This window comes from Synechococcus sp. CBW1108, assembly GCF_015840335.1.
In the GTDB taxonomy this organism is placed as follows: domain Bacteria; phylum Cyanobacteriota; class Cyanobacteriia; order PCC-6307; family Cyanobiaceae; genus Cyanobium_A.
Genome location: NZ_CP060395.1, coordinates 3,034,385 through 3,046,580, shown reverse-complemented (window position 1 = coordinate 3,046,580; position 12,196 = coordinate 3,034,385). Strand labels below are relative to the sequence as shown.

The window sequence follows — 12,196 nt, the reverse complement described above, 5'->3', positions numbered from 1 at the left end:
AGATTAACCGGCCATCAGGCCGTGAGCCAGATGGTCTCTTCGAGGATGTGGTTGCCGAAGCGATCCAGCGCCATGGCCACGCGGTGGAACGCCAGGTGGGTGCGGCGAACTGCTTCATTGATCTCGCGATCCGCCATCACGACAAGCCAGATGCCAAGCTCCTCGGCGTGAAGTGTGACGGTTCCACCAATTACTCAGCCGGGGGCAGCAAGAGGCTCGTCGCACACTTGAAGAGCAACGAGGCGTCGCTATTCCCCTCCCGAGAAGAAGTCAGCGTCAAGCATTGGAAATGCGGATGATTTCTTTGGTCTGCACGCCAACTCCGTGCTCAATCATGAGCTCTGCGAGTCGCTCGCCATCCACCAAGACAAGACGTGGATCCCTGATGCCCTCCGCAATCTTGATCGCATCAGCTGTAAAGCGGCTGGTTGTGACAAACACTCCTTTTCTGCAGCCGCCAGAGGTCATCGCCCCAACAAAGGCCTGAACCTTTTCACTTGAGACAGAGTTCTCCGCGTAGCGCTTGGCCTGCATGTAAATCTGATCAAGGCCAAGCTTGTCCTCATTGATTTTGCCGTCGATCCCGCCATCTGGGCCTCTTGGAACACCTTGCATGGCGATCCGAGAGCCACCTCCATAGCCCATGGCAGCCAGGACATCGAGGACAAGGCTCTCAAAGTCATGTGGGTCCATCTTGCGCATCTGTTCAAGAAGGTCAGACACCAGCTGCTCCTTGATCATCCGGACTCCGGCCTCGATTAAGTCTTCTGGAGTGCTGTCTTCAGTATTGATTTCACTGCTGACTTCTTGCTGCGCTTGGGATTTGGTTAGCTTTTCAACATGGTGTTCCTTCCATTGCTCAAAGCCGGTTAAGTCAGATTGCTTGAGTGGTCTTGCAAGATCCAGCAATTGCTTGGCATTGGGTCCTAAGGCGGTGACTTTCAGGAAAGTTGTCACTCCTTGGCTGCCATTCAGGCGGCCTTGATTAAGGGTAGCGCCAGGACCGGATCGGGCTCTTCTGTTGGCTTGTTTATCCACACTTCTGCCGGTTGACTCCAGCAGCGGGTGGCACCGCTCCAGCGCGTTGGATTGGCACGGCGGGCGGCCTCGTAGACATCAGTGCGCTGCTGGCAAATGGCCTTGGCAGCTCCACTGTGGCGCTGGTGGGGCGTCACGAATTTGATCGCGCTGTGGTGGTGCCGGTGGTTGTACCAATCCACAAATGCTGCCACCCATTCACAGGCCTCCTCTTTGTTGGCGAATGGCCGGCTGGGGTAGTCGGGGCGGTATTTGACCGTACGGAAAAGGGATTCCGAGTATGGGTTGTCGTTTGAGACCCTTGGCCGGGAGAAGGATCTGAGCACGCCCATCTCCTCGAGCCGTGATTCCAGCGTCGCCCCGCGCATTGCATTGCCGTTGTCGGCGTGGAGGATTAGTGGCTGCTGCTGGCACTGGCGGCGGCCAAAGCCGTTGGGGCGGTGGTAGCGCTCCTTGAGGCAGGCCCGCTGCACCAGATCCGCGGCGATCTGAGCCGACTCCACCTCGGCCACATCCCAGGCCACCACTTTGCGGCTCCAGACGTCGATCACCAGGTAGAGGTAGAGCCACACACCCCGCACCGTGGTCGGCAGGAAGCTGATGTCCCAGCTCCAAACCTGGTTCGGGCCATCCGCCCTGAGGCGCGGCACCGAGCGCGGTTCTTGAGGCAGCCTGGCCCTCCCCCGGCGGTGGCACTGACCCGCCTGGTGCAGCACCCGATAGAAGCTGCTCTCTGAACCAATAAAGAGCTTTTGATCGGACAGTGCCGGCACGATCTGCCCTGGCGGCAGCGCGGCGTACTCCGGCTGGTTGCACGTCAGCAGGATTCGCTGGCGCTCTTCCTCGCTCAGGCGGTGACCCACCAGCCGAGCACTGCCTTTACGGCGATCCACGCCGTCCCCATCACCCAGGAAGGCCTTCCGCCAGCGTTTGAGGGTGCGCAGGCAGATGCCGATCACACCACAGGCCCTCACCAGGCCGGCGCCCGCAGCATTGGCCTCCCCGATCAGCTCGATCACCTTCCGCCGGTGCACGGCGCTGGTCAGCCTTCCTCTTCCTCCGAACAGAAGGCATCCCACTTTTTTTGCAGCACCAGCAAAGCCGCCATCTCCGCCATGGCCTTCTCCTTGCGCTGCAGCTCCTTTCTGAGGGCTTTGATCTCCCGCTGGTCCTGGGCGCGGAGCTTCTCGAGCTCCTTCTGTTCGGCCATCGTCAGCACCGGCTTGGCGTTGGCATCCTGGGCCGCCTGCCGCCAACGGCTCACCTGCTCAGGGAACAGGCCCCGCTCGCGGCAGTAGGCGCTGAGTTCGGTGGCATTGAGCCCGGCGCTTTCCAGCACCACCGTGAACTTGTCGGCGGCGTTCCAGCCCTCTGGTTCCTTCTCGGATGCCGGCACCACCTCTCCCTGCAACCGCCAGGCCTTCCTCCATTTGTAGAGGGTCATCACGTGAATGCCCAGCTCCTCTGAAATCCGGGCCACGCTCTGCCTGTGGGGCGGGTGCATCCGTCTCCTCACATCAGCCTTAACGGCCTCGCTGTATCGGCGCATTGGTCATGTCCTCAAGCCCCCGGATGGATGGATCAAAGGGGTGACATCTTTCCTGAAACCGGGGGAGGCAAAGAATCCTCGCTTGGGACCCACAAGGGCCCCGGCAACCCGTAGGTAGGATGATGCCCAGCCGATTCGGCCTCGCACGAGAGGCTTGCCATTGCTCTCTTGTGTAATAGACATCTGTTCATCTGTGATGCCCATTTTTTCAATGACAGCTTCAATTGCATCAATGCGGGACAACTCTCCTTGCTCTTGAAGCACCTCAAGCAAAGGTCGCATGAACTCGTGAAATTTGGGAATTTCAGGCATAGCTAGCTATTCTATGGCTTTCGCCTTGGCGTACATCTGGTTGATGAACATCATGACTTCAGATGCCACTGGCGAAGAGTTGATGTCGGGGTGCCAACGCTTGCATAGGCTTCGCCATTCGGCGCGAATCTCATCTGGATTACTGACGCCTGCAGAAACGAAGACCCCTCGAGGAGGATTCGTTGGGTCAGGACATGTAGCCAAAAAGTCATCCAGACATGAGATCAGCTTTTCTTCTGGAACATTGTCCATTCGATCGCGCGGGAACATCGCGAAGACCTTGGCGTGTAGTGTATTGAGATTGATGGCGATCACGATATTCCCGTCACGCGAAACCACCTGATAGAGCCGGACGCCATGTTGGAATTGATGCCCTGGCACAAAGCGAACAAAGCTCGATTCCCACATGAATAGTGGAACGGCATCACGTGCAGCTCCGCTGACAAAGTTGACATCAGCACAAGCAGCCAAGAGGCGCTCGGACGCTTCTTGGACCTGCTCAGAATTGACAACCCGCTGCCTGGTCGCCAGCGGAACACCGGCTGACGTTGCCGGGCTTAGGACTAGATCGTAAAGGTAGAGCTTGTCCTTTGCCCTAGTAATAGCAACATAGACAAGATTCAGCTCTTGTTCAAACTCCCAGTCTTGTTGACCCGGCCAAACCAAAGGGAGAAGGCTAAAGTCAACTATCAGGACGTTATTGAATTCGGCACCCTTCTGCTTGTGAATTGTGCTGAGTAGCGGCCCCTCACTGGTTCCCTTGCAAACCTGATGCAACTGCTGACGCAGGCCAGAGAAGTCGCGAATACCCGGAAAGGCCTCTGATAGACCTTTTAAGGCAACCGAGAGGTCATAGAGTTCTACCTTCTCTGCTGAGCAGCCATTGAGATCAATGTCGGTTTCGATGACAATCGCAACCCTGCTTAATCGTTCGGGAACATTCAGCGCATCGTTTTGCTCTTCATAGATACGCTGCAGCAAGTCTAGGATATTTTCATCAAGAAGATTGTCAAATCCCTGGAACTTGCAGCCACCTCGGATCAGTCGAATCGCAATATTGATGAGCCCAGACTTGAGCCGGCTCAAGACGGCATCGCCTGCCTTCAGTTCAGGAAGGGGACCACCATTGGGATACTTGAGCACCTCACCCTTGAGGTTGCCCTCAAAGGGAGTGATCTTGGGAACATATTTCTGTGCCAACTCAGTAACGGCGAGGGAGCAACGAAAAGTTGATGTGAGCTCAAAGGTGGATGGCGAGAACTCGCTCTTGATCCTGTCAAAGCAGCGAGGATCCGCACCTGTCCATCCATAGATGCTCTGATCGTTATCTCCTACAAAGAGAAAGCGAGTCGTTGGAATGCTGAGCCGCCTAAGCAGGTCAATCCTTAGCGGGCTCAAGTCTTGGCATTCATCAACAAAGATCCAGTCCCACGGGAAGGGATCATGCAGATCCAAGGCCCAAGGCATGTAGATCTGCTCATCGAGCGTGATCTGATGGCTCTCGTTAAAGCGTGCAACTGTTTTGGTTTCGATCCTTTGCAAAGCCTGTACGGCCCAGTCGAGATCCAGCTGTACGTTGATCTCGATTCCGTAGAAAGCAATGATCTCTTTGAGGTCACTTCCGGGTTTGAGGTCACTTCCGGGTGGCTGCGTTGGCCGATAGAGACTGGCGCGGCTCAGGCGCAATAAACCAGTGACCGCTGAGTAACAGGGCCTGCGCTTGGGCTTGACGGGCGGCGTACCAAGCGGATAAAGCGCCGATCTCTTATATGCATCGAGCTGCTCAAGATACCGCTGAGTCCTCCGATCAAAGAGCTCATCGGTCAAGGCAGCAATGACGTCATCTATCTTCTCTTTGTTTTCATTGATGTCGCGAGGCGGGTTAATGCGGTACTTGTAGTGGTTGGCAATCAATCGCACACCGACACTGTTTAGCGTAGCGGCTTGCGTATGTTTCCAGTCGTTCTGATCTCCCGGAAAACGGTTGGGAATCCTGGTCTTCAGCTTCGATTTCATCTCCTGAGCAATCTTCTTGTTGAAGGAGAGAATTATCACCTTCTGGCTCAGTGGAATCTGGTTGGCGCACTGCGTGATCAGGGTCGACTTGCCCGATCCCGCAACGGATGAGACCAAAGCGTTGCCTTGGCCTTGAGCCACCCAATCAATAACCCTTTGTTGTTCTGGTGTAGCGGTTGGCATGGCTCATTAGACCTCCGTCCTCAACTGCCGAATAAAACTCACCTCACACCCCTTCGTCATTCGCGCCTCCTGAAGTGTGGTGGCGGCATTGAAGGCTGAGCTTTCGAACCACTGGAAGATGTCGAGCCCGCGGTCGAGTGTGATCTTCCAGCCGGTGTCGGTGCGAATGCTGCGGGCGTGGAAGTTTGGGCTGGCTGAAAACTCAAAGCTGAACGGCGTGGCCGTCTCCGCGAAGGAATCCTGCACCTGGCCTAAATTCTCCATCTGCTTCTCCAGCTTCTCCTTGCTTTCAGACTCGGCAGCCGTGATGAGGTGAACGGCCACCTCGTCACCTTCTGGGGTGAGCTCGTTCACCATCCGGAGAAACTCCACCAGGTTGCGGATCTGGTGGAAGGCGCGGATGTAGGGATCCACCACGGTGATCTGCGTGGCACCGACCAGGTAATCGCCAAAGAGACGCCGGTAGCTCCAGCCCTTGGCGTTTTCGGGCACCACCAGATGTCGCTCCTGCAGCAGTGGTTTCAATGGGGGTTCACTGAAGGCTGGTACCGGTGTGGCGTCGGCTTCAGCGGGGTGCGCAGCCTGCTGAGCGAAATCTGCCGCCACTGCGGGATCTGAAGCCTCCGGCTCAGCCGGCTGAGTCGCAGCTGTTGGGGGTCGATGCCCCGCGAACTGGGGATATTGGCGCTCCTCGGGCGTAAGCACGGTGACGGCTTCGCCGCCGGCAACAGGACGATAGGCAAAGTCGTTGGCCTTGAAGGTGTCGTCGATGCGCAGGATCTGCTCCCGCACCCGGCGGCGGCACTCCATGGCGAACTCCAGCAGCTCAGCGATCTCCTCGGGTGCGGCCTTGCCATCGGGGTGGATGATCTTCATCAGGCCGGAGAACGTCTTCTCAAAGCCCGTTAGATCGCGGGTTGATACCTCCGAGCTGATCTCGAAGTGGGCTTTGTAGAGGCCGGTGTAGTCCTCGGTGCGCAGGTGCTTGAGCACTTCGGCGATGTAATCCACCACAAAGCCATAGCCGGTGCAGAACAGCTCATGGCGCACCGGCTGCACCTCCCAGCCTGGATTGAAGGCGTGGATGCGATCGAGGAAGGCCGAATCGATGTACTTATCGGGCAGGGGCTCGTAGAAGTGGGAGTGCTTGAGCATGTAGGCAACCGACTTCTGGGTGTTGCCCATGAACACCATCGAGGCTTCCGCTGTGAGCTGCTCGATGCCCCGCGAGAAGGTGCGGTTGGCCATGTAGTTCTTCATGATGTCGACCAGCGTCTTGTCGACCTTCTTGTCCTTGCCGGCAAACTCGTCGAAACAGATGCAGTCCCAATAGCCCACCAGGCCAATCTTGCCGTTGGCATTGCTCACAAACAGCTTGGGGGCGGTGACCTCTGAGCCAGAGATCAACATGCCGTGGGGCGAGAACTCGGCGTAAACGTGCGACTTACCCGTGCCCTTCGGGCCCAGCTCCAGCAGGTTGTAGTTGCGCTCGCAGAAGGGGATCAGCCGGATCAAGGTGAGCAGCTTGCCCCGCCTCGTGAAGGGCTCGGGGTTGAAGCCCACGCTTTGCATTAGCACGTCCATCCACTCGTCGGTGCTGAACTTCGCTCTGGCGGCTAAGAATTCCTCTTGATCTACGCCGGCCACCTGGATCGGCTTGACCGATGAGATCTGCCAGGGGCTGGCCTTGGGGTCGGCCGGAAGCTCGTACTCCACATCGGTGATGGCCCAGATACCACCCACCAGCAACTTGGGGTAGCGCTTGATGAAGTCAACGTCGATTGGGACTTTCTTGAGCCCGAGGTTTGTGAACTCCACCTCGTAGAAGCCGCCCTTCTCGTTGAGCTCCACGGTGAGCTTGTCGATCACCTTGTGGGTACCGCGCTCTTTGATCGTGGATTTCACCAGTTCCGCCTGGTTGCGGTGCACGTAGTGCTTAGCGAGGATGCGTCGGACCGACTCCAGCCCTTCGCTGATCTGGGCCGGATCGTCGGTCGCGCAGTGCTGCCCAAGCAAGTACTCGAGCACGTAGGTGGGCACCACGGCGTTCTGCTTGAGCTCGGTGGTGAGGTCCTTGCGCACCACCAGGCCAGGGAAATGCTCAAGGATCTTCTGGTCCAGGGGGCTGGGTGCTTCAGGCGCCATCGGATCTCACCAGAGGGTTTGGCAGGGAAATTTGGAAAGCTGGGGATCGGCGCTGAGCAGCACCAGTCGATCTAGTTCGGCCTGGGCCGCCAGCATGCGATCAAAGGGATCGCGGTGGGGCTGGCTGTAACCGCCTGCCCGCAGCCCATGGGCCAGGGAGATCGGCAGCGCTTCAAAGCCATCGGCTTGCAGCAAGCCAGGTAGATCGGCGATCACACCGTTGAGCTCGGGCAGCTTGCCCTGGTGGTGTTTGAGGCTGAGCTCCCACACAGAAGCCGCACTCACCAGCACGGGAGTAGCTGGGTCGCTGAGCAGCTCGCGCACAGCGCCGGAAAGGCGATCGGGATCAAACCACCACCACAGCAAAGCGTGGCTGTCCAGTAGGTAGGCCTCCCCACTGCTCATCGCTGCGGCGCCTCAGCCAGCAGGGCGCCGGACTCCCATCTCTCCAGTTCACTGGGGTCCATGGGTTCAAGCAGCAGGTCGGGCTGGCTGAGGGGGCCCCGGCTGCGCAACCGGCCTGGGATGCGCTGGGGAACGGGCGGCGCCAGGGGCATCAGCCGCGCCCAGGGCTTGCCGGCCTTGGCCAGCACGATGGTTTCGCCCGCATGGGCCTCATCGATCAGGCGCGATAGGTGGGTTTTGGCCTGGTGGACGTTCACCATTCGCGTGGGATCACCTCCGCACGACGATTCCCGCATCGCGGCCTCTGCCAGTGACCTGATTAGTTTAGCCATGGACTAAGGCCATCAGAAGTCGTCGAAGTCGCTGCCAAAGGGCCGCTGCAGCTTCAGCTCCACAGTCTTGTAGGGAACCGGCGTGGCGACACCCGGTAGGAGTTGCTCCAAGCGCAGCTCCAGGGTCTTGTTGTTGTAGTCGCCAGCAGCGTTGGAGAGCTCCAGCACCACCTGCTGCTCCCGTTCGCGGGCCTCGCTGGCTGCGGAATCCAGCAACACGGTGCGGTGGGCGCAGAGCAGGGCGCCATCGGCCTTTGCGTAAAGGCCAATGCGCAGCTGCAAGGGCAGGCGCTTTTTGGGCTCCACCGCCTCCAGCTGGAAAAGACCAAATGAGAGCTTGCCGGTGGTGATCTTGGCGGGCACCCGCAGCAGCTCGGCCTCCACAACCCGGCTCTCGTCCTTACGTTCGCGCTTTAGCCGGATCACCGGCACCACCACCTCCTGCAAGGAGGTGCCGCCATGCACAAAGCGTGAACCTGAGCCTGAGCGGGGGAAGCGATCGAGCCCCAGGGGGAAGACTGCCTCCCAGCTGCCGCTCAAGCCCAACTCGCCAGCTGTGAAGACCTTTTGGCCAGCACTGGCCTTGATGCCGCTGCCCAGGGCAAAGCGCCGGTTCTTGAAACTGAGCTCGCTGGCAGGCGGGAACTCGGCGCGGTCGTTTGCATCGACTGGCTCCTGCTGAAACAGGAAGCCGTGGTCGGCGGTGATCACCGCCTGGCTGCCCTTGAGGCTGGCGATCTTGCGCAGGATCAGCTCCAGCTCATCAAAGGTCTGCTCCACTGCCTGGCAGGTGTCGGCCTCGCTTTCGCGCTTGTCGCCGATCCGGTCGATGCAGTTGTGGTAGATCACGATCAAGTCGTAGTCGCGGGTGAGTTCGGCACCCTCCTTGCTGGTGGCGAGGCTCAGGAAATCCTCCGCTTTGATCGCCGTGGCGCGGCCCTTGGCGTAGGCCTTGAGCAGCTTGTCGCGGTTCTCAGTGCCGGCGGCGCTTTGACCATCCACCAGGGCGTTGGAATCGCTGGGGTTGAGGCCCAGCTGAACACCGGGCAGCAGCGCGGCCATGCCCAACTGGGTGAAGCTGGGCAGCACGCCCAAAAGGGCCTCCACCTCGGCCTGCCAGCCCTTGCCAGCCTGGCTATTGAGGCGATCAGCGAAGTCGCGCGCTGCCTCGTAGCGCAGGGCATCGGAGATCACCACAAACAGGCGCTTGAGTCCTTTGGAGGAGAGCGGCGCATGGACGTAGCGCATGTGGAACTCCTTCTGCCTCGGCAGGGTGCTCGATCCCCAGTTACTGAGGCCAGCCACCCGATCGCTCCAGCGGTTGGTGAGCGGCAGCAGCACGTTGTTGACGTACTGGGCCTCGAGCCAGTCGCGCAGCGGTTTGAGCAGCCCGGGCTGCTGGTAGGTGCGGGCGTGGAAAATGCAGCGGCGGTAGGCCTGATCCAGGCGCCACCAGCCGTTGCAGTAGCGCTGCAGACCCTCCTCAAAGCTGGGCACCTGCAGATCAGCCTTGGCCAGCAAGCCGCGGAAGGTGATCGCCTGCTCCAAGGCGCGGTAGCCGTGCTGGTGCTTCTCAAACCAGCAGGAGCTGCTGCGGTTGCGGATCGTCTCCAGCAGCTCCGTATCTGAAGCGTCACCCTGAAAACGCTGCAGCAGGCGGCTGAGCACAAAGCGCTCGATCAGTTCATAGCTGTCGTCGTCATCTGGCTCGTAGCTCTCTGGCGCGTCGTTGAGCTGCTCCTCTACGCGCAGTACACCGGCCAGATGATCACTCCACTGCTCAAAGGCTGGCCGGGAGCTGAGGCTGTCTTTCCAGATGCTCAGGAACACCCGGGCGTGGGGCAGCAGCTCGCCAGAGGGGCCAATGCTGCTGACGCTGTTAAACAGACCAACAGCGAAGTCGCGCAGGTTGGGCTCCGGGCTGGCGTAGCCAAACTTCTCGCCCACTGCTTTCCAGAAGTGGCCGCTCAGCTGCTGGCTGCCATAAAGGGCCTCCACCGGGTCGTCGCCATCGGGGTTGGCCGGCTCCAGCTGACTGAAGACATGCAGCAGCAGCTTGTCGATATCGGGCGGCTGCTTGGCCAGCACCGCCAGCATCTTGAGCCGCACTGCCGCTTCGTTGTCGTTGGGACGCAGCAACTCCTTGAGCTTGGTGGTGCGCACCGGTGAGCGGAAAAAGGCCTTGTGCTGCTGGGCCAGCTCCTTGAACTCCAGCGTGAGCCCCGCTTCCTGGATGTCGAGCGAGGCACGATCGGCGGTGAACTCATGGCCCGCCAGCAGCAGGTCCAGCAGCCAGTTGTCCGGCTCTGGTGGTTTGGCTGTGGGTAGGTAGAGCAGGAAGCGCTTATCCAGGGGGGCGCGGCTGATCGCCACCTTCACGGAGAACTCGTTGCGCTCCACCCGCAGCTTCTCGGCCGCAGCGGGCTGGTAGTCGTCGAACTCAGAAGCCCACTCGCCATTGGGGTCGAACCAGAGCACCACCCGCTTGCGAGCAAGAGCGCTATCGAGGCTCTCGTGGATGCGGCTGGTGGTGACGGGGGTGGCTGGCATCACTGGAGTTGGCGCTGGAGCAGTTGGAGCTGAAGCTGGCTGGCGGAAGCTTGCAGTCCGGTTAATACCGGTTCGGCGACGGTCTGCGGAAATCCAGCAGGCAGCTGGGTCTGCACTGAACTAATTACAGCTGGAGTCTGGGCGATTAGATCATCGAGGATGGGTTGAGCCTCGCCCAGGCCAAGCCGTTTTGCGGTGAGCAGCATGCGGCGGCTGGTGATCTCCAGGGGTTTGGTATAGCGCCCTTTTTCACCATGCCAGGCCATCGCCATCCTGAGCTTTTGCTGGGGCCACTGGCCGCTGGCCCGTCCGATCACCGGCCAGGCCGAAAGCACGTCGTAGAGCGGGGTGAGCTGAAAGCGGCCGCCAGGATTGAGGAAAAGGCTGAAGTTTTTGGCGTGGCCATCAATGGCGCGCAGCATCCAAAAGAGCACCTGCGCCTTGAAAAAGCTGGGAAGGTCGCTGCGCTCTGAGGATTGGGCCAGCAGTGCGGCAATGGCCCCCATGCCGGGGCCGCCGTTGTTTTCGTATTTGCTTGCGGCTGGTATGGAGGTGGCCTGGCAAAAGTCTTCTGTGGGCAGGCGCAGCCAGTAGGCACCACTTGCATGCAGGCGGCGATCAAAACGCTGCACGATTAGGCAGCGCTCACCGTCGAAACTTGCCATCTCCGTGGAGGCCACAGGCAGGCCATAGGCCTTGAGCACCTGGCTGCAGAGCCACTCGTTTTCCACCGAGGAGCTGAAATCAATCTGCCCCTCGCCGATTACCCCCATCGGCAACTTGAAGAGGTGGGTGGTGGGGGTACTGCCCAGCGGCAGACACCATTGGTTCTTGTGCCAGAGGAAGGCGGTTTTCTCCTGGGCACCGGCCACCGAGAGCCGCAGCGCATCGGATTCGGGGTCCAGGGAGCCTGGAGCTGGCGCAGCGGTGACGGCGCGCAGGCGCTGGCCGATGTCCTGGTCTGTGAGAGGCCTGGCTTCAATGCGATCGATGCCGCTGGGCAGCTGATCTGGCGGCAGCAGCTGCACGGCACCGGCGCAATCGCGGCCGATGGCGGCGAGCAGATCAAAGGCGCTGGTGCTGGCGGTCTGAAAACGGGCCTGCGCTCGGCGCCGGATGGCGTCGCTATCGGGCAGGAGGTTGTCGAACCAACTCTCCACTGCGCTGCCTCGCAGCGCTGCGCTCCCGAGGCCGGTGGGCAGCGACAGCGATAGCGGCCGGTACTGGCTGGAGTGCAGCCAGGTTTCGGCGTAAGTGAAGGTCTGTGGCCCCCGAGCCGGCAAGCTCCAGTTGCCGACCTGTTCGCCATTCATCCAGACCGTCAGTTCCCGCGATTGCCTGGGCCGTCCCATCACCATTCCGCCACTGGCGCAGGTGCGCATCTGGGGCGGACCACCAGCTCGAGGTCGAGGGCGGCGGTGATCAGCAGCAGTCGATCCAAGGTGAGGCGCTCGGGGTGAAGCTCAAGGGCTGACATCCGCGCCTGGCTAATGCCGCCAGCGATCTGGGCCAACTCCCTTTGACTTAGGCACCGCTGACGCCTAAGGGCCTGCACCAGTTGACCCAGCTGAGCCGGCGAACGGATGACCGCTTCTTCCCCGCCCATGCCCACTCGGATTGCGAATAAACGCACGTTACTCGGTTTGCGAGTATTGGCTGAATACTT

Annotated in this window: 11 protein-coding genes and 1 pseudogene; 1 reads left to right on the top strand and 11 read right to left on the bottom strand. The window is 60.0% G+C overall.

Features of this window, described 5'->3' with window-relative positions:
- Positions 1–14: 14 nt before the first annotated feature.
- Positions 15–137 (bottom strand): hypothetical protein, encoded by a 123-nt coding sequence (locus H8F27_RS18090; RefSeq protein ID WP_255517710.1) that lies wholly within the window; start codon positions 135–137, stop codon positions 15–17.
- Here H8F27_RS18090 and H8F27_RS18380 point away from each other — a divergent pair.
- Positions 84–299 carry a hypothetical protein gene (locus H8F27_RS18380; RefSeq protein ID WP_370594527.1) on the top strand — a complete coding sequence of 72 codons (216 nt, stop codon included), beginning with the start codon at positions 84–86 and terminating at the stop codon, positions 297–299. The genes H8F27_RS18090 and H8F27_RS18380 overlap by 54 nt on opposite strands.
- Here H8F27_RS18380 and H8F27_RS16480 read toward each other — a convergent pair.
- The 10 genes and pseudogenes from H8F27_RS16480 to H8F27_RS16435 all read right to left on the bottom strand — a co-directional run bounded on the left by H8F27_RS16480 (position 277) and on the right by H8F27_RS16435 (position 12,136).
- Positions 277–957: a restriction endonuclease gene (locus H8F27_RS16480; RefSeq protein WP_197149571.1), complete on the bottom strand. Its 681-nt coding sequence runs from the start codon at positions 955–957 to the stop codon at positions 277–279. The two genes, H8F27_RS18380 and H8F27_RS16480, sit on opposite strands and share 23 nt — an antisense overlap.
- A gap of 14 nt (positions 958–971) precedes the next feature.
- A pseudogene (locus tag H8F27_RS16475) lies at positions 972–2,587 on the bottom strand (IS3 family transposase).
- A gap of 3 nt (positions 2,588–2,590) precedes the next feature.
- Entirely contained in the window at positions 2,591–2,899 is a 309-nt protein-coding gene (locus H8F27_RS16470; RefSeq protein WP_197149570.1) for a winged helix-turn-helix domain-containing protein, read from the bottom strand.
- A 6-nt stretch (positions 2,900–2,905) separates the two neighbouring features.
- The gene (locus H8F27_RS16465) at positions 2,906–5,098 is read right to left on the bottom strand and encodes a UvrD-helicase domain-containing protein (RefSeq protein ID WP_197149569.1); all 2,193 of its coding nucleotides are present in this window, start codon (positions 5,096–5,098) and stop codon (positions 2,906–2,908) included.
- Between the two features lie 6 nt (positions 5,099–5,104).
- Entirely contained in the window at positions 5,105–7,243 is a 2,139-nt protein-coding gene (brxL, locus tag H8F27_RS16460) for a BREX system Lon protease-like protein BrxL (protein WP_197149567.1), read from the bottom strand.
- Between the two features lie 6 nt (positions 7,244–7,249).
- Positions 7,250–7,648, bottom strand: a complete 399-nt coding sequence (locus H8F27_RS16455; protein WP_197149566.1) for a type II toxin-antitoxin system VapC family toxin — start codon at positions 7,646–7,648, stop codon at positions 7,250–7,252.
- Positions 7,645–7,908 (bottom strand): type II toxin-antitoxin system Phd/YefM family antitoxin, encoded by a 264-nt coding sequence (locus tag H8F27_RS16450; RefSeq protein WP_231596387.1) that lies wholly within the window; start codon positions 7,906–7,908, stop codon positions 7,645–7,647. The genes H8F27_RS16455 and H8F27_RS16450 overlap by 4 nt, the downstream gene beginning before the upstream one ends.
- Before the next feature lie 84 nt (positions 7,909–7,992).
- Positions 7,993–10,530, bottom strand: coding sequence for a BREX-1 system phosphatase PglZ type A (gene pglZ, locus H8F27_RS16445; RefSeq protein WP_197149564.1), 2,538 nt, complete (start codon positions 10,528–10,530; stop codon positions 7,993–7,995).
- Entirely contained in the window at positions 10,530–11,912 is a 1,383-nt protein-coding gene (locus H8F27_RS16440; RefSeq protein WP_231596386.1) for a type II toxin-antitoxin system HipA family toxin, read from the bottom strand. Before H8F27_RS16440 ends, pglZ begins: the two co-directional genes overlap by 1 nt.
- Positions 11,882–12,136 (bottom strand): XRE family transcriptional regulator, encoded by a 255-nt coding sequence (locus tag H8F27_RS16435; RefSeq protein WP_197153663.1) that lies wholly within the window; start codon positions 12,134–12,136, stop codon positions 11,882–11,884. The genes H8F27_RS16440 and H8F27_RS16435 overlap by 31 nt, the downstream gene beginning before the upstream one ends.
- Between the last annotated feature and the right edge of the window lie 60 nt (positions 12,137–12,196).